Annotated in this window: 11 protein-coding genes; 9 read left to right on the forward strand and 2 right to left on the reverse strand. The window is 46.5% G+C overall.

All coding sequences use genetic code 11. The features are described from left to right. Positions 1 to 63: 63 nt before the first annotated feature. Both KAH19_RS08725 and alaS read left to right on the forward strand, forming a co-directional pair. Positions 64 to 1,662: an AAA family ATPase gene (locus tag KAH19_RS08725; RefSeq protein ID WP_210684261.1), complete on the forward strand. Its 1,599-nt coding sequence runs from the start codon at positions 64 to 66 to the stop codon at positions 1,660 to 1,662. 248 nt (positions 1,663 to 1,910) lie between these two features. Beyond that, complete coding sequence (alaS, locus tag KAH19_RS08730; RefSeq protein WP_210684262.1) at positions 1,911 to 4,532, forward strand: alanine--tRNA ligase; 2,622 nt, start codon at positions 1,911 to 1,913, stop codon at positions 4,530 to 4,532. Between the two features lie 321 nt (positions 4,533 to 4,853). Here alaS and KAH19_RS11110 read toward each other — a convergent pair whose 3' ends face one another. Continuing rightward, on the reverse strand, positions 4,854 to 4,931 hold the full coding sequence (locus tag KAH19_RS11110; protein WP_368495307.1) for a putative holin-like toxin: 78 nt from the start codon (positions 4,929 to 4,931) through the stop codon (positions 4,854 to 4,856). A 582-nt stretch (positions 4,932 to 5,513) separates the two neighbouring features. Between KAH19_RS11110 and KAH19_RS08735 the strand changes: the two genes are divergently transcribed. Continuing rightward, positions 5,514 to 7,646, forward strand: coding sequence for an autotransporter outer membrane beta-barrel domain-containing protein (locus tag KAH19_RS08735; RefSeq protein ID WP_210684263.1), 2,133 nt, complete (start codon positions 5,514 to 5,516; stop codon positions 7,644 to 7,646). 219 nt (positions 7,647 to 7,865) lie between these two features. Here the strand turns inward: KAH19_RS08735 and KAH19_RS08740 are convergent, their stop codons facing one another. Continuing rightward, a complete protein-coding gene (locus KAH19_RS08740) occupies positions 7,866 to 10,979 on the reverse strand; it encodes an autotransporter outer membrane beta-barrel domain-containing protein (RefSeq protein WP_210684264.1) in 3,114 nt (1,037 codons plus the stop codon). Between the two features lie 383 nt (positions 10,980 to 11,362). Between KAH19_RS08740 and KAH19_RS08745 the strand changes: the two genes are divergently transcribed. The 6 genes from KAH19_RS08745 (at position 11,363) to KAH19_RS08770 (ending at position 18,185) form a co-directional block, all read left to right on the forward strand. After that, positions 11,363 to 11,722, forward strand: a complete 360-nt coding sequence (locus KAH19_RS08745) for a hypothetical protein (RefSeq protein WP_210684265.1) — start codon at positions 11,363 to 11,365, stop codon at positions 11,720 to 11,722. A 230-nt stretch (positions 11,723 to 11,952) separates the two neighbouring features. Continuing rightward, complete coding sequence (locus KAH19_RS08750; RefSeq protein WP_246869346.1) at positions 11,953 to 13,635, forward strand: AAA family ATPase; 1,683 nt, start codon at positions 11,953 to 11,955, stop codon at positions 13,633 to 13,635. An 848-nt stretch (positions 13,636 to 14,483) separates the two neighbouring features. Continuing rightward, positions 14,484 to 15,290, forward strand: coding sequence for a tyrosine-protein phosphatase (locus tag KAH19_RS08755; protein WP_210684267.1), 807 nt, complete (start codon positions 14,484 to 14,486; stop codon positions 15,288 to 15,290). Positions 15,291 to 15,337: 47 nt separating this feature from the next. After that, entirely contained in the window at positions 15,338 to 15,994 is a 657-nt protein-coding gene (locus KAH19_RS08760) for a polysaccharide biosynthesis/export family protein (protein WP_210684268.1), read from the forward strand. A gap of 11 nt (positions 15,995 to 16,005) precedes the next feature. Beyond that, positions 16,006 to 17,493, forward strand: a complete 1,488-nt coding sequence (locus KAH19_RS08765; RefSeq protein ID WP_210684269.1) for a GumC family protein — start codon at positions 16,006 to 16,008, stop codon at positions 17,491 to 17,493. After that, on the forward strand, positions 17,481 to 18,185 hold the full coding sequence (locus KAH19_RS08770) for a CpsD/CapB family tyrosine-protein kinase (RefSeq protein ID WP_210684270.1): 705 nt from the start codon (positions 17,481 to 17,483) through the stop codon (positions 18,183 to 18,185). The genes KAH19_RS08765 and KAH19_RS08770 overlap by 13 nt, the downstream gene beginning before the upstream one ends. Positions 18,186 to 18,207: the final 22 nt, after the last annotated feature.

The raw sequence follows: 18,207 nt of genomic DNA on the forward strand, positions 1-18,207 counted from the left end.
ATGATATAGCTTTGTGTTATAATGCTGTATAGAGGATTAGTCAAAACGGAGGAGGTAATGGAAATGGGCTTATTTCTTAATCCTGATAACAGAGCCTTTCAAACGGCGATAGATTCGGAAATTTATGTTGATAAAACCGGGCTCATAGAATTTACCAACAAGGTTTTGGGGACGCAGCAGGCTTTTATTTGTAACAGTCGCCCACGCCGTTTTGGTAAATCAATTACAGCCAATATGCTGGCTGCCTATTATAGCAAGGGCTGTGAGTCGCAGGAGCTTTTTGCCGGACTGGCTATCGAAAAAAGTCCTGCGTATCAAAAGCAGCTCAATAAATATGATGTTATCCATTTTGATGTGCAATGGTGCTGCAAGGAAGCAGGAAGTGCCGAAAAAACGGTTGCCTTTATTTCGCAGGTGCTTATGGAGGAGCTGCGTGAGGCCTATGGTGAATATATACCGGAAAAGGTGACTAAGGTTTCCACTGCTTTAGCTTATATCAGCGATGCAACCGGTAATCGTTTTGTAATTATTGTTGATGAATGGGATGTACTGATTCGCGACGAGAGCACGAATAAAATTGCGCAGGAAGAGTATATTGATTTTCTGCGCAGTCTGTTCAAGGGTATTGAGCCGACACGCTATATAGCTTTAGCCTTTATGACAGGCATTCTGCCGATAAAAAAATTCAAAACGCAGTCTGCGTTGAACAACTTTGATGAATATACCATGCTTGATTCCGGCGTTCTTGCTCCATATATTGGCTTTACGGAGAGCGAGGTGCGCGTCTTGTGTGAAAAATATCACAAGGATTTTGCGGAGGTAAAGCGCTGGTATGATGGTTATCAGCTTGGCGGCTATCATGTGTATAACCCTAGAGCTGTGGTAGGCGTAATGCTGCGGGGAACCTTTCAGAGCTATTGGTCACAGACTGGCACGTATGAATCCATCATTCCGTTAATTAATATGAATTTTGATGGACTGAAAACGGATATTGTTACCATGCTTTCCGGTGATGCTGTTTTGGTGCGCACTAATTCATATCAAAATGATATGGTGACCTTTAAGAATAAGCATGATGTTATGACGTCGCTGATTCATTTGGGCTATCTGGCATATGAGCAGCAGGAGCACAAGGCTTATATACCTAATGAAGAGGTTCGCAGCGAATTTGTTAATGCTTTGGAGGAGACAGCCTGGGATGAATTTGCTGATTTTCAGAGGCTGTCACTCGAGGTGTTAAATGCTACGCTTGACATGGATGCAGCTGCTGTGGCATCTATGATTGAAAAGGTGCATATGGAATATACATCTGCGATTAAGTATAACGATGAAAATTCGCTTAGCAGTGTTTTAACCATAGCGTATCTGAGCGCTATGCAGTATTATTTCAAACCTGTACGTGAAATGCCGTTAGGTCGCGGTTTTGCTGATTTTGTGTTTATTCCTAAGCAGTATTATGCTCATAGCTATCCTGCTTTGCTGGTGGAGCTGAAGTGGAATAAAAATGCAGATACTGCTATGAAGCAGATGAAAGAAAAGAAGTATCCTGTAAGCTTGCAAAATTTTGCTGATGAAATTTTATTGGTGGGTATCAATTATGACAAGAAAACCAAGGAGCACACCTGCAGTATTGAAAAATTTATTGGTGGAAGCACTCAATAAAATAACAAAATAAGCTTATGTATAATGCTGTAGCTGCAGATAGCGGCTGCAGCATTAGCTTTTCTGAAACAAAAAAATAAATTGTGCTTGATGCTCTGTTTTTTTATGCTATGTATACACTTGCGGAGCTTTGCGCTTATTGACATTCACAGGCAAAGATTATATAATTTTTTTATATGCAATCTTTGTTTGCTGCGGCATTTCCGCAGTAATGCAGTATTATTTTTCGAAGGAGCGAATGAACTACTATGAAATACATGACTGGTAACGAAATCCGCGAAAAGTTTTTGAAATTTTTCCAAGATAGAGGCCATCTTATGCTTCCGAGTGCATCCCTGATTCCTCAGGATGACCCGACTCTGTTGATTATCGGTGCTGGCATGGCACCCTTTAAGCCGTTTTTTACCGGCAAAATGAAACCGCCTGCTACCCGCATCACCACCTGCCAAAAATGCGTGCGCACCGGTGATATTGAAAATGTTGGCCGCACTGCGCGCCACCATACCTATTTTGAAATGCTGGGCAACTTCTCCTTTGGCGATTACTTTAAAAAAGAGGTTATCCCCTGGAGCTGGGAGTTCCTGACCAAGGAGCTTGGGCTGCCTGCTGATAAGCTGTACATTACCATCCACACTGAGGATGATGAAGCTTTTGATATCTGGCACAATGTTGTAGGTGTTCCTGAAGACCACATTGTACGCCTGGCAGATAACTGGTGGGAGATTGGCAGCGGTCCGTGCGGCCCTGACTCCGAAATCCACATCGACCTCGGCCTTGAACGCGGCTGCGGCAAACCGACCTGCGGCCCCGGCTGTGACTGCGACCGCTTCCTGGAAATCTGGAACCTGGTATTCACCCAGTTCAACCAGATGCCGGATGGCACCTATCCGCCGCTGAAAAACAAGAACATTGACACCGGTGCAGGCTTAGAGCGTCTGGCAAGTGTTGTTCAAGGCAAGCCGTCCAACTTTGAAACTGACCTGATTTTCCCGATTATTGAATATGCAGCTAAAATTGCTAATGTTGAATATGGCAAGGATAAGGCTACCGACGTTTCCCTGAAGGTTATCGCTGACCATGTACGCAGCATGACCTTTATGATTGGCGATGGCATTCTGCCGTCCAACGAAGGCCGTGGCTATGTACTGCGCCGCATCCTGCGCCGTGCTATCCGTCACGCTCGTCTGCTGGGCATCAACGAAATGTTCCTGACCGGTGCTGTTGACGTTGTTATCGGCATGTTCGGCCATGCTTACCCCAACCTGGTAGAGAAGGCTGACTTCATCAAAAAGGTTGTGGAAATGGAAGAAAACAGCTTCCTGCGCACTCTGAAGCAGGGCTGCGAGCTGCTGAACGAGGAGATTGAAAAGCTGAAGGCTGCAAACAAGAACGTGCTCGACGGTGCAACTGCCTTCAAGCTGAACGATACCTTTGGCTTCCCTTGGGAGCTCACTGAAGAAATCCTGGAAGAAGCAGGCATGACTATGGATAAAGAAGGCTTCGACGCTGCGCTGGAGGTTCAGCGTAAAATGGCGCGTGAAGCACGCAACGATAAAGAAGGCCGTCCGGTTGTTTATAACACCAGCGGCATCAATGTTGCTGAGCTGAAGGTTGACGAGGCTGCAACCGAAGCTAAGATTGTGAAGATGTATCCTGCGCATGACGCACAGCCGATTGAAAACGCTGCTGACGGCACTGATGTTGCTGTTATCTGCGACGTTACCGCTTTCCATGCTGAGGGCGGCGGCCAGTTGGGCGATATCGGTACTATTACCGCTCCGACCGGTGTTATTGCTGTAAATGTTACCAAGAAGCTGCCTGACGGCGCTGTTATTATGATCGGTTCCGTAACCGAAGGCACTGTTGCTGTAGGCGACGCTGTTACCTTTGCTGTAGACAAGGCACGCAAGATGGATATCGCGCGTAACCATACCGCAACCCATCTGCTGCATGCTGCTTTGAAGCAGGTTCTGGGTGCTCATGTTAACCAGGCCGGCAGCTATGTTGGTCCGGACCGTCTGCGCTTTGACTTCTCCCACTTCTCTCAGGTTACTGCTGAGGAGCTGAAGAAAGTAGAGGCTATTGTCAACGAGCAGGTGCTGGCTGGCAAAGCTGTTAATATTGAAGAGCTGCCGATTGAGGAAGCTAAGAAGAAGGGTGCTACTGCTCTCTTCGGCGAAAAATACGGCAATATTGTTCGCGTTGTTACCGTTCCGGACTTCTCTATGGAGTTCTGCGGCGGCAGCCATGTAAGCAATACCGCACAAATCGGTATGTTCAAAATCGTGAGCGAAGGCTCCAGCGGTGCAGGCGTGCGCCGTATTGAGGCTGTTACCGGTCATGGTGCTGTGGCTCATGTAAATGCTACCGAGGCAATGGTAAACGGTCTGGCTGCTGAGCTGAAATGCCGCTCCTGCGACGTTCCGACTCGTCTGGAGGCTCTGCAATGCGAGCTGAAGGCAGCACAGAAGAAGGCTGAAGAGCTGGCTGCAGAAATCGCTAAGGCTCAGGTAAGCAATGTTGCTGACCAGATTAAGGATGCTAACGGCGTTCCTGTTCTGGTGCAGAAGGTTAATGCTGACAGCGTAGACGCTCTGCGTAACCTGGGCGACCAGATGCGCGATAAGGTTGGCGGCGTTGTTGTGTTGGCTGCTGTTATGGGCGAAAAGGTAAGCATTCTGACTATGGCTACTAAGGATGCTGTTGCTAAGGGCGTTCATGCGGGCAACATCGTTAAGGCTGTTGCTAAGCTGTGCGGCGGTGGCGGCGGCGGTCGTCCGGATATGGCACAGGCCGGTGCTAAGGATGTGGCTAAGGTTGATGAAGCACTTGCAGCTGCATTTGATATCGTTGCTGCTATGGTGAAATAAGCTTAGCGCTGAATATTACGTATAAAAAAACTGACGAGGCAATTTTGCTTCGTCAGTTTTTACTTCGTAATAAGTATCAAAATCGGTAACAGCTAATACAGACAAATGGCTGATATTACCCGGAAGCGCATACGTTACAGAACCATCTTTTTGACTCAACATCGATATATGGAGCAGATATTAATTCAGGTTTGACAAAAAGAAAGATAAAACGTATAATAAACACAAAGAGACAACTGGTTGTGGAAGGCCGGTTCTCCTCAAGATTTTAAGTCAGAAAGAAACCGTCTTACCGCTTAGGCGGTTTTTTTCATGCCGTAATTACTTACGATACGAAAGGATCAGCACGACCAGAGACGCGAAAGCAATCATCAGAGATAATGCTTCGTAAACAGTCATAACATCACCCCCACTCACTAAGGAGTAGGAAAACCGACTACCAGTTGTCTCAACTGGTAGTATAACATGATATTTAATTTTTGGAAATACACCTATAACGGTGTATTTTTTTATTGAGTTGCTGTTCTTTTTCACAGTTATTATTCTATACAGGTGTTGTACGTCGTTTGCTATGAAGCGAAGCGTTCTCCGCGGATGTGGAGGGGACTGTGCAATTTTTGCCAAAGAGCTATTCTTTTGTTTATACTCATTTCAGCCTTAACAGTTAAAAATTCTTCTATTACATGTAACAAATGCAACGTATTCAAGAGTTAATAAAAAATTTACACCGATTGTAGCGTGTTCCTGGATAAGAGTTTGACTGGGGGGGACATAGTGCTATAATTACTATTAAGAAGATAGGTAATTTATAATAGTAAGTTTATTATTACTGAAACTTGTTTTAAACTCTCAGAACAAATATTTTAAAAGTTTTTGTTCGTTACGGCAATCGCCGTAATAGATGAAGCTTCACGGCGTAAGCTGTAAACCTTACTTGGATTTGTTAGTGTAAAAATTTTTGGTGAAAGGTTGGGATTAACGATGAAGAGTAGTAAGGCTTTGGCAAGAAAAATTTTGTGTGGTCTTTTGGCGGCAGGTGTTGTTGGTGTGAGTGGTAGTGCGCTGGCGGCAAGTGTTAATGTTGCAGCAGGTGAAACGAAATCTGATGAGGCTGCTATTTCCATTGGCAGTGGCGAAAAGTTTGCTAATGAAGGCACAGTGAACGCCAGCGAAAGCATTACTGTTAATAACGGTTTCTTCCAAAATGCCGGCACTGTCAACACAAAGGTTTTAGATATTAAAGGTCATGCATCGGATCAGAGTGCAATTGCCGGTAATATAAATGCAACAGAAAAATTTGTCTATCGTGGTATAGCTGGTAATTTGGCAGCAAGAAAGTTGGAGGCTCAAGTAAATACTCCGTTACTGCATATTCTTGGAACGACTGTTCAAACCGGCTTCAAAATTTCCGATGAGAAGGTTCTGGCTAAAGTTGATAAGGTAATTATCGAAGCACAAAACGGACAAAGAACCGGATTGACATTTGATGGCGATATGACAGTTAATTCGAAAATTGAATTACAGGGGCCGAAAGGTGCTCGTATAGAGGTTAATAGTGGTAAAACAGTTACTTTCGACAGCATTGTCAACAAATCAGATAAAGGGTTAATCCAAACCAATGGAACAGGTAAGGCTATTATCAACAATCTTACCGTAGAAACCGGTGCGCTGAATTTGCAGACTAATGGTGATACGACAACTACCGGTGAATTTAATTTGAGCAATGTTACTGTGGGTGAAGATGCTAAGCTGTATTTATCTGTATATGATAAAGCTACAGGCGATCCTAATACCCCGAAGGCCAAGATTACCGGCGATATCAATATCAATCTGGCGAAGGATGCATTGGTTGATTTTGGCGCTATGAAAGAGGGAAAACCTGATTGGGACGGCACAAGAATGAATGTCGCTGCTAATTCGATTACCATTAATGCAGCAGATACAAGCAGTAATGCTAAGGTATATATTTCCAGTAATAGCGAGATTACTCCGGATAAAATTACGGTAAATGTTGCCAGTGCCAACAATACCGGTAATGCAGAAAAGGACCTGGGGGCAGCAGGCAAAATTGTAAGCTTTGCTGATGATAGCAATAATAATAATCCGCATGCTTCCAGCCCGACAATTAAGGGAGCAGAAAACATTAAAGTTAACCAGGAGGCCAGCAGCATTTATGATGCAGCCAGTGGTGTAGTTAAGGTCGCTGAGGATGGCACAACTACTGTAACCAATCTTAAGACTACCAAGAATCCTTTTGCTTACGGCATTAGCGATAATAATGCTTTGAGCCTGATTTCCTGGCGTTCTGAAATGAATGATATGAATAAACGCTTGGGCGAATTGCGTGATTCTAATGGCGAGCACGGTATTTGGGTACGCATGGTACGTGGTGAGGATTCTTACGCAAGCGTACATTATCAGTATAATCAATATCAAATAGGCTATGATGAAAAACTGAGCGTGGACAAGCATTGGACCGTCGGTGCTGCCTTTACCTATACTAATGGCGATACTGCTTATAGTGCAGGCAGTGTGGACAATACACATAAGGGCTTTGCTGTGTATGGCAGCAAGCTGAATGATGATGGCAGCTTCATTGATTTGATTGCCAAGTATGCACGTCTCGATAACGATTACAAAACAACCTTGGGCACTGGCGACAGCTCTACAAATGGTTATAGCGTAAGTGCCGAATTTGGCAAACGCTTTACCAAGGATAATGGCGTATGGATTGAACCCCAGGTTGAATTAAGCTATGGCCAGGTAGCAAGCACTGATTACACGCTTGCTGGTATTGATGTTACCCAAGAGAAAATTGACAGCCTGGTTGGCCGTTTAGGCTTTGCTTTAGGTAAAGATATTAAGCAAGGCAACATTTATGCCCGCGCTTCTTATCTCTATGATTTTGATGGTGAAACAGCAGCTTCCTTCAACGATGCCGGTAAGCAAAGAAGAATTGAGCAGGATCTTGGCGGCGGCTGGTGGGAGGTTGGCTTTGGTGCCAATATTAATTTGAGCAAAGCAAGCCATCTTTATGTAGATATGGGAAAAACCTTCGGCGGTGATATTAATACCGATTGGCAGTGGAATGCCGGTGTTCGCTGGAGCTTCTGATAAGGCAGTGCGCCTGTAGCTTCCCCGTGTAAATTAACAAAGTGAAAAACGTCGTGAGCCTGTACTTTGGCAGTGCTCACGACGTTTTTGTGTTTATGCAGTTAGGTTTTTATGTAATTATGATGTTTTCATGCTGTCCGCTAATAGCTTGCTGACAGATGAGCTGTCAGCAGAAGCTATGTTTAGCGTAGCGGATAAGCTGTTAAAAAAGGTTAGCGCTTAGAAGTCGAAGCGTGCGCCGATGCGCCAGGACCAGTCCTTGCTGAAGCCGCTGCCGCCAGCGCGTTCAGCGTCCATGAAGAGGTGGCTGGCGTGTCCTGCCTTGAGGTCAAAGCCCAGACCGTATTCCCACCAGCTACCGTTGCTGTCGCCGTTGCAGAAGGCGCTGGCATCATTCTTGTAGAAGGCAGCGCTGACGCGGTCGCCAAGCTCGGTGTTGTAGCGCACCTTGGCATAAACCTGGCTTTGGTCGCCGAGTGTTTGGCCAACGTCTACGCCCATGCTGAGGATGGCGCTGTTCAGATGGTCATTGGCTACATGCACGCCGTTGGAGGTGGTGAAGGTTTTATTGTACAAGCGTCCCAGCATCAGCTGGGCGTTGGGTGTTACAAAGAGACCATGGTCATTTTCCAGGCGGTGACCATATTCCGCACTTGCCTGCAGGCCGTGGCTTTTGGCACTGCCATTGACGCCGTCCAGCTTGAAGTCGTTGTCATAAGAGCTGTAGTGGAGAACATAGTCAGCGTAGGAGCCGGATTTGGAGGTGTGCGTGTGGTAGGCAGTGAGTGCGCCGCCGCGGATGTCACTGCGACCGCCGGCAACCTGCAGCGCGTCACTGACCTGATAGCCGTTCATGCTGCTGCTGCCTTTGATATAGGTGAAGGCGAGGCCGCTGAAGTCACGCGTTTTTTTAGCGTCTGCCGTAGTCAGCTGCTCGCCCGAATTATGCTTGAAGTCGTAGCCGATGGTGTAGGTTTTGACCTTGGCGTCGCTGCCGTAAATACCGCTGCCGCTGATGGAAGAATTGCTCATCTTGGTCCACACGCCTGCACGCTCTTCGTCAAAGCAGGTGATGCCTAGGCGCTTAGTGAGACGCTCGCTTTGGTCACGCCACAGGTAGTAGTTCATATTGTGGGCCTTGATGGTGCCAGCCTCGTCGCGGGTGGGGTCTTTGGGAGCAGGAGTGGGGTTGGTGTTCTTCGTCAGATACCAGTCGGTAGTATAGCCTTCCGTAGTACTATCCTTGCTGTTTAAGGCGTAGATGTTCCAGGTGAGGTTGTCGTCGGAGGCAGCCTTGAAGTCGCCGCTTTCGTTGACTACGCTCACCAGTACGGTATCTTCAGCCTTGCCAGTCAGTGTTGCAGTGCCGTTCACCTCGTTGAGGTACAGGCAATGCGTGCCGCTGTGGTTATTGATGAACAGCTTGTCGGCGGTAGAACCGTCGGTGCTAGTCTTGCTGTCGTCATAATCCATTCTGATGGTGCCGCTGCCGCTAAGATTGTTGATTTTGAGCTTTTGGAAGTTATGGTCAAGCGTGCTGCTGCCAGCCATGTCTACAGTTGTCGCTTCATTGCGCTGCGTGAGGTCAATGATGCTGCTGCCATTCATTACTACATTGGCAACTTCACTGTCGGCAGTGACCTTCCAGGTAGCGTCTTTCATCTTGAGGTTGGTGCCTTTGGTTGAAAAGCTGGTGTCACTGAAGCTGAAGCCTGCAGCGGTGGAGGCAGCGTCTAAAATCGCACCGGTCAGTGTGGAGCGGCCAGCCTGTCTGCCGGTAGCATTGCTATCCTGCTTTGCAGCGCTGCCATCGCCTAGGGTGAGATGCACTTCGTTGCCTTTGTCGGTGTAGATGTCACCGGTAATATTGACCAATGCGGTGTCGTTACCCTTGTTGATGCTGATGCTATTGCCTGCTGCAGCATCCGGATTGGCTTTGATAACAATGTTGCCGTTGATGGCAAGCTTGTTGGCGGCATTAATGACAATGTCACCGGCATTGATTTCTGTGTCACCATATTCGGATGGGTTGAGGAGGCCGCCGCTGCCAATTGCAACCCTGGCGTTCTCATTTTCAACTGCCTGGGCATTATTGAGGCAGTTGGTGTTGTTGATGGTCAGGTCCTTGCCTTCGATGGTTACGGTAGCACCAGCGCCGGCGGCTACTGTGGCATAATTGCTGTTGATGACGGCGTTGTCGGCATTTACGTAGATCAATGCTTTGTTGTAGGCATTGATGGCGTTCGTGGTGGCGTTGAATTCGGCATTTTCAGCATAGACATTGATTTTCGCTTTATACAGCTTGTAGTATTTAGCCGTTTCGTCGTCTGGGATGGTGTCACTGTATCTCCTATAATAGTCAAAACGGTTGTCATTACTATACTCGATAAATCTTTGGTCCTCGTAGATGTGGGATTCACTGTACAGGTTCATGTTGGCGCCGGCGTCTTTCACAAAGGTGAGCTGCTTGATTTTCTTATCAGCGCTGCCAAGGTTGATGGTGGAGCCGGCATAGCTGTAAACGGCGGCACCAGTTTGGTCCTTGGTAGCGGCAGCGATAGTGAGAGTATCGCTTTTAATGTTGGCTACTGGTAGGGGATAATCGGTTTCCAAGGAGCCATCATGCCAACCATAGATTTTTTCTGCATTGCCTGCATAAGCAAGGATGGCGCGCCCATTGGAGGTAATTGTTGTGTTTGTAGCGTTGATATCAACAAGGCTGCCATAGCCGCAGTAGATGGTATTGTACCCACCACTTGCAAGTATAAGATTGTCTATGCCTTGAAGGTCTATCTTGCCTAGAATTTGGCTACAGATGGCATTATTGGTGCCAGAGATGTTAACGGTTGTGATATCTCTAATGTGAATACAACCGTTGTTATCCGGGTTAGTCCAGTGGGGACCACGGTTATTGCCGAAGTTAGCTAGCAGACCGTAGGCGCCGTTGGTGATTTGCAAAGTGTTCAGGTTTTTGACTGTCATGTCATGGTCATGATAGGACCAAATATCACCTTTGAATGTAAGATCTATGTTTTTGGTTGCACCGGCTACAGTATATGTATTTGTATTATCGCTTTCCAATGATATTCTGCCATTGGAACTGATATTTTTGTTTTCATTTAAAGTAACGTTGTTTACGGTTACTTTGAAGTCGCCGTTTTTATAATAAGTGTCTGTCTTTGTCCAGGTAGTGTCGGAATCATTGGCCAGGTCATTCCAATCGATGTAGCCTTCATCTGCGTACACTTCTCCTGCTAAGGATGAAGATAAAATGGTCAGTCCGACAGCAAAAGCCAGCAGGCTTTTGCTCCGTTGTTGTAAATAATTCTTCATACTGTTTGTATTCCTCCCTAATTTTAATAAAGTCATGGTAAGTTTGCCCTAATAAATTCACTTACTTTAGTTACTTAATTCGCTTTATTAATAGAATACAAGGCTTGATTGTTAATAGCAAGTAAACTTTTTGTGAACAGTTTATGAATCGAAGCCTATGAATGTGGTATGATTTTATGGTATTTGCTATATTTAATAGTAAACAGGTAAAGTTTTTATTATATACATAAGGGAATCGCGGGTACAGCGAAGGTGGCGAGCAATATTTTTACTATGTGTTTTTTGACAAGGAATCCATTTTGTGATAAATTCATATTAGCAGAAGTTTTTATTATGAACGGGGCGTTGACCTCGCGTGTGTATATATAAAGGAGGTTTTTATTATGGCAGAAGATTTTGTTGGTGTTAGCGGTTCTTTGAATGAAAGCTTTGTGGGCGCAAGCAATGATAAGCTCTTTGAGGTGCCGTTTGAAGCACTGGAAGTGCGCATGGCTAAGGAAAAACCGCAGGTTATGCCGGGGCTGACAGCTTTGAAGAAGGCGATGTCTGCGCCTGCGTTTGCGCGTTTAATCAGCCCGCTGCTGAATATTAACCTGGGCGAGGATGCACTTTTGGTTGTCGCTGGTGATGAGCGCGTGCGCACGGAGCTGATTGGCAAGTATTTGCCGGTGCTGAAGGCGGCGTTTAATGTGAGCAGTGTGCGTGTTGTTGGCGGTGCGCGTAACGGACTGGATGCTTATTGAGGGTGTTGGGGTGGATTCCCATGCCTTTGTAGTGTGAATTAAGAAAGAATTTAGTGAGGCTATGTGATTGATTTTTGCCCCCGATACCAGATGCACGGTAATGGGGGTGTTTTTATGTTATACAGCTATGAACATAAAAGCTGGCGTGTAGAATTATATCGACAGGGGAAATGGTCGAAGGCGCTAAAAGATGTTATAATATAGGAAGAAGCAAAGAAAGGGGAATTCTCATGCAACAGACAAGACTGCCGCTTCCTGTCGGCACTACTGACTTCAAAAGAATCTGCCGGGAAAATTATTATGTCGACAAGACGTTGCTTATAAAGGACCTGCTTGATGAAAAGGTGAGCAACATTCTTTTTACGCGTCCGAGGCGTTTTGGCAAGACCTTGAACATGGATATGCTCCGTACTTTCTTTGAGAAAACAGACGCAGATACCAGCAGCTATTTCAAGGATAAAGCAATCTGGCAGCAGGGCGAAAGCTATACGCAGCAGCAAGGGCAATATCCTGTTATCTTTTTGTCGCTGAAGGATATAAAGGCGCAGGATTGGGAAACAGCATATGAACTGTTGAAAATGATTATCAGCTCCGAGTATTCAAGACACATGGAATTGCAGCCTGGTAATGAGATATCTCAACAAGACAAGGATTTTTACGAAAAAATAGTCAATAAAAATGCTAATAAAGCAGATTATATGCTCAGCCTGCAGATTCTCAGCAGAATGCTTTATCAGCATTACAAAAAGGCTCCTGTGATAATCATTGACGAGTACGATACTCCTATCCAGGAAGGCTTCGTCAATAATTACTATAATGAAGCTATTGAGTTTATCAGAAATTTCTTTTCGGCTGCCTTGAAGGATAATCCCTATATAACTATGAGCATTATGACGGGTATCTTGCGTGTCGCTAAAGAAAGTATCTTCAGCGGGTTGAATAATATCCGCGTTGATTCTGTACTTGATGATACTTTTAGTGGTTATTTTGGCTTCACTGAGGGTGAGGTCAAGCTTATAACGCAGTATTATAATGTAACTGAAAAGCTGGCAGAAATCAAAAGCTGGTATGATGGCTATAGGTTCGGCAGCACTGAAATCTATAATCCGTGGTCGGTGATTAATTATATAACAAGCAGCTGTAAGGCTATCCCGTATTGGAGCCAGACTTCGGAGAATACTATTATTCATGAAATACTGAAGAAGTACAATGAAGCAACTTACAGGAATCTTCATGAATTGCTTAAAGAAAACGGGCAGGTAAGCTCTGTAATCAAAACGAATATTATTTATCCTGAGCTTAAGGGGCCTCAGACAGATATTCTTGGTTTTCTTCTGATGACCGGTTACCTGAAGGCAACTGATATGACACTTAACGAAGACGGAGAGCATTTATGTCGGCTTAATGTTCCTAATAAGGAGATACGCACAATCTATCGTAAGGAAATTATTAGTTTGCTGATAGCGGAAGTCGGTGATATGACGGTAACGGATTTAAGAGACGCTTTATTAAATAAGGATAGTGCTGTCATTAAAGAAACGTTGGGAAGATTTATGATGCAGACAATCAGCTATTATGACGGGCTTAGGGAAAGCTATTATCATGGTCTGATGCTGGGACTTATAACTATTTTTGAATATACTCACTTTATCCGTTCGAATCGAGAGAGTGGAGCTGGCAGATATGATATCGAGCTTATTCCTAAAAACGCAGGTATGCCAGGGATTATTATTGAAATAAAAGCAGGTGAAGCAAAGGACGATGATTTTGCTTTGAGCAAGCTGGCGCAGGTTGCGTTCGACCAGATTGAAGAAAAGAAGTATGATACCGAGTTGCGTTCATTGGGCGTAAGTGTTATACACAAATACGGTATTGCGTTTGCTAATAAGAGGGTTGAGTTGAAGACGAATTAGATTTTACAGCAAAAAAGCCGCCTGCAAGGGCGGCTTTTGGTGTATTAGTCTTGCTAAATTGTTCCAAGCACTCAGTTGCTATGCATGCACCCCCCTTTAGTCGCTATCGCGACAATTCCCCCCGAGGGGGAACCAAGAATGTGCTAATGAAGTTTATCGAAAAGCTATTAGTCTTGCCTGCCCCTTGGGGAAGGTGCCGAGTGAAGTGAGGCGGAAGGGGGAAGCGTGTGGCGTCGTAATTAAATATCGCTCCAGTCAGTAGCAATTTTCCCGTGCCGTAGGGCACAACGCAAATTTCGTGCGGAATCAGGACGAAGCATCGGTAAAATTTGTCAGACGGTAAGAGAAAGTTACGTACCCTTGCTTCTATGGTTCCAAGCACTCATTTGCTAAAATTGCTATTCCTTACACGATATATTAATTGCTCGTCTAGCCTTCTTGCCTGCCCCTTGGGGAAGGTGCCGAGCGAAGTGAGGCGGAAGGGGGAGGAGCGAGGGCATCCCATTCGCTTCAGCGAACCGACGATGGATTTCAGCATTATCTTACAAAAATCTAACCTGTATTTTAGAATATTTTTGACTTAATCCGGTATATTATATATGTATACTGCTGGTACTGAATGCATTAAATGAAAACATATCATATGAAGTTTACTTTAAGAAATGCAATGCGCAATAGTGCGTTGTGTGATGTATACAGTAAAAAATCTTATTTTGACTGATTGACTATAAATCTTCAAAGTAGTACAATATTCCTAAGTATAACTGAGTTTGATTCTTCTTATTTTTGTACATTAGTATTACGAAAAATAAAATCAGGCTCTAGTATAAACAAAGGTAAGATTTCTCTTGATTGATATTCACTCTCATATCATTTCCGGAATAGATGACGGCAGCAAGGACGAGGCAATGAGCCTGAAAATGTTGCAGAAGGCTGTGGCTTCCGGTACGACTTCCATTTTTGCAACGTCGCATTTGCTACAGGTTGCACACAATCCTGCATGGCAGGATTTTTTAGTTGGTGCAGAAAGGCTGCGCCAGCTGGCGAGTGAGCACAATTTATCGCTGGCGATTTATTCCGGCTGTGAAGTGTTTATGGATTGGGATTTGCTGGACATCATTGCTGAGAATGGCAGCTTTTGCCTGAACGGTGATGCTTGGGATGCAGCGAGGGCCAGTTATATCCTGGTGGAGTTACCTATGTATTTCATACCGAATTATGCTGATGACTTTTGGTATGAGCTGCGGTTGAAGGGGGTTGTGCCGATTTTAGCACATCCTGAGCGTTATACTGAGTTAATGGCGAAGCCGGACCTGCTGTTGCGTTGGCGACGTGAGGGCTTGCTGCTGCAATGCAATATTGGCAGCTTTGCAGGGAGATTTGGCGTACAGGCCGAGCAGGCAGCGAAGCTGCTTTTGGCGAACGGTATGGTTGACTTTGTGGGCAGTGATGCGCACAGGGACAGTGGGCGCGATACGGATATGCGCGCCGGTGCTGCTGTAATTAGGGAGCTGGCCGGTGAGGCTGTGCTGCAGCAGCTGACGCAGATTAATCCGCAGAGGATTATTGATGGCATTCCTTTGAAAGTTAAGGCACCGCAGCAGTTCATTGCAAAGGAAAAGAAATCTAAGTGGTGGAACAGGTTATTCAAATAATAAATCTACCATTTTTTTTGTTTAAAAAATTGATAAAGGAGTATGAAATGAAAAAGTCATTAGTAGTATTGGCATTGGCGCTGGCTTTAGGGACAGGCAGCGCTGTACAGGCGCAGGTGCAGGATTATGTGATGTGCCCGGGCGATGTGCTGCAGGTTGTGGTATATGGTCATGAGGATTTGAGTACACTGGCGGGTAATACGCAGAATTCGCCGTATGTGGTACGCCCGGACGGCAAGGTGTCGTTCCCGCTGATTGGCGATGTGGATGTTACGGGCAAGACGGTGACGCAGTTCCGTGAGGAGCTGGTGAGCCGCTTCGGTTATTATCTGGTGAAGCCGCAGATCAGTGTGAATGTGGTGAAGCTGGGTACGACGCGTGTGTATGTGCTGGGCGAGGTTAAGCGCCCGGGCCTGTTTGAGCTGGAAAAGAGCCACCGCGTGCTGGATGCACTGGCTAAGGCGGAGGGCTTTACCGAAAAATCTGCCAAGAGGAATGTCTTTTTGGTGCGTGCCGGTTCTACCGAGGTGCAGCAGCTGAACATCAATAATTATCTGAGGAAGGCTGACCAGAGCGCGAACCTGGAGCTGCATGAGGGCGATTGCTTGTATCTCACCAGCAACCATAAGGTTATCTTCAGCAAGGATATTATGCCTTTCCTGACCGGTGCATATTATATCAGCGAAATTAAGAACGATGATTGAGGAGAATAGATGTGAGTAAGGATTTACATAATGACGAAGAGATTACTATAGACCTGCTGGAAATAGCCAATATTTTGAAGCGCAATGCAGGCAATATCGCCCGCGTTACCGGTATTTTTGTGGTGGCAGCAGGCGTGTATCTGGCTACGGCCACGCCGGTATACGAATCGCAGGCTTTGCTGCGTGTTAAGCAGCCTAAGGGCATTGGCACCAGCCTTTTGGAATCCATGCCGATGGGAAATGCAATGGCCAACACCCAGCTGATGAACACCTATGCGGAGATTTTGAAGAGCCGCAGTGTTGTGGTACCCGTAATCCAAAAGACGGAGCAGCCTAATAAGGAAGGCAAGTATCCTGCTTATGATGCTTATGTGAAGGGACGTATTACTACCGCGCCTTTTAAGGATACCGAAATCATGCAGCTGACGGTGCGTGCGAATACGCCGGAAAAGGCCCAGGAGGCTAATAAGCTGATTGTGGACGGCTTTTTGAAGCGTTTGACGGACCTTTCGCGTGACCAGCAGAAGGCTACCCGCGGCTTTTTGGAGGAGCGTGCTGTGGCTGCCAAAAATGAGCTGCAGACTGCGGAAGATAAGCTGACGGATTATAAGAAGAAAAATAATATTATTGCTCCTGATGATGCTGTGAAGCTAGCGAGCGAGAAGATGAGCATGGTGGATAAGCTGAGCGCGGAAAACAAGGTGGCGCTGGCTACTGCCAATGCGCGTCTGGCAGCGGCTAACGGCCAGCTGCAGGGCGAGGCTGTTTCCATTGCGGATAACAAAACGATTCAATCCTATAATGCGAAGCTGGCAGAGCTGGAGGGCGAGCGCATCAGCTATATGGATAAATATACTGCCAACCACCCGAAGGTGCAGCAGGTGAACCAGGAGATTGCCGGCCTGAAGGCTAAAATCCAGAACGAGATTAACAAGGTTGCCGCTTTGCAGGCTCCAAGTGATAACCCGGTACACCAGCAGCTGCTGGCCAGCAAGTTCAGCAGCGAGGCTGAGGCGAGCGTGGCACAAAGCAACCTGGCCAAGCTGGCGCAGATTGACGGTGAAAACAAGAACGGCTTAAAGGAGCTTTCCGATAAGGAGCAGCAGTTTGTCGGCCTGCTGCGTGATGTGACGGTGGCTAACGAGATTTACGTTATGCTGGCCAAACGCCTGGAGGAGGCCAAGGTTGCGGAAGCAAGCGTTGCTACCGAGGTGCAGGTGGTGGACAGCGGCACGCTGCCGGAAGCCCCTGTGAAGCCGCGTAAGGCGATGACACTGCTTTTGGCAGCACTGCTGGGCATTTTGGCAAGCAGTGGCTTTGTAGTGGTGCGTGAGCTGCTCAATAGAACAATCAAGACTGCCGATGATGTGGCACAATATCTGGATTTGCCGCTTTTGGGCAGTGTTCCTGATTTGGAGGATTTGCAGAAGAATATGCAGGAGAAGGATAAAAAACCTGGCCTGGCTGTGAGAATGTGGAGGAAAATATGGAAGGCTTAAACCTGATTGCTCATAATGATTTGAAGAACCCGGCGACGGAGGCATACCGTGTTATCCGCACCAGCATCCAGTTTGCGCAGGCCGGTAAGGAGCTGAAGACGCTGGCTTTTACCAGCTGCACACCGAACGAGGGCAAGAGCATGACTGTTGCCAACCTGGCGGTGGTGCTGACGCAGGCAGGCAAGAGTGTGCTGCTTTTGGATTGCGATATGCGTAACCCGACTGTGCACAAGAATTTTGGCCTTTCCAATAAGCTGGGCCTTTCCAGCTGCATCAGCATGGGCACTCCGCTGAGCGCTGCAGCGCAGGCTACGAAGGTGGACAACCTGTATGCGGTGACAAGCGGCGTGATTCCGCCGAACCCGAGCGAGCTGCTGGGCAGCGAGCGTATGCGGGAGCTGCTGCAGGAGGCCAGAGAGATTTATGATTATGTGCTGATTGACCTGCCGCCGGTGCTGCCGGTTGCGGATGCATTGGTTTTGGGCGCTATGGTGGATGGCGTGGTGCTGGTTATTGACAGCGGCGAGGTGAAGGTTGACCTGGCGCGCGATGTGAAGAACCAGCTGCAGCATGCCGGTGCCAATATTTTGGGCGTTGTGCTGAACAAGGTGCGCAGTGAGCACCATGGCTATGGTTATGGCTATTACTATTATTACGGAAGCAAGGAGGCTTCCGACGGGGAGGGGAAGTAAGCTAAACGACCGAGCTGACTGA

The sequence above is a fragment of the Phascolarctobacterium sp. Marseille-Q4147 genome (assembly GCF_017968825.1).
Taxonomy (GTDB): domain Bacteria; phylum Bacillota; class Negativicutes; order Acidaminococcales; family Acidaminococcaceae; genus Phascolarctobacterium_A.

What these genes read in the sequence shown, in the direction of transcription:
- KAH19_RS08725 (WP_210684261.1), top strand. Translation starts at nt 64, where the DNA reads ATGGGCTTATTTCTTAATCCTGATAACAGAGCCTTTCAAACGGCGATA.
- alaS (WP_210684262.1), top strand. Translation starts at nt 1,911, where the DNA reads ATGAAATACATGACTGGTAACGAAATCCGCGAAAAGTTTTTGAAATTT.
- KAH19_RS11110 (WP_368495307.1), bottom strand. Translation starts at nt 4,931, where the DNA reads ATGACTGTTTACGAAGCATTATCTCTGATGATTGCTTTCGCGTCTCTG.
- KAH19_RS08735 (WP_210684263.1), top strand. Translation starts at nt 5,514, where the DNA reads ATGAAGAGTAGTAAGGCTTTGGCAAGAAAAATTTTGTGTGGTCTTTTG.
- KAH19_RS08740 (WP_210684264.1), bottom strand. Translation starts at nt 10,979, where the DNA reads ATGAAGAATTATTTACAACAACGGAGCAAAAGCCTGCTGGCTTTTGCT.
- KAH19_RS08745 (WP_210684265.1), top strand. Translation starts at nt 11,363, where the DNA reads ATGGCAGAAGATTTTGTTGGTGTTAGCGGTTCTTTGAATGAAAGCTTT.
- KAH19_RS08750 (WP_246869346.1), top strand. Translation starts at nt 11,953, where the DNA reads ATGCAACAGACAAGACTGCCGCTTCCTGTCGGCACTACTGACTTCAAA.
- KAH19_RS08760 (WP_210684268.1), top strand. Translation starts at nt 15,338, where the DNA reads ATGAAAAAGTCATTAGTAGTATTGGCATTGGCGCTGGCTTTAGGGACA.
- KAH19_RS08770 (WP_210684270.1), top strand. Translation starts at nt 17,481, where the DNA reads ATGGAAGGCTTAAACCTGATTGCTCATAATGATTTGAAGAACCCGGCG.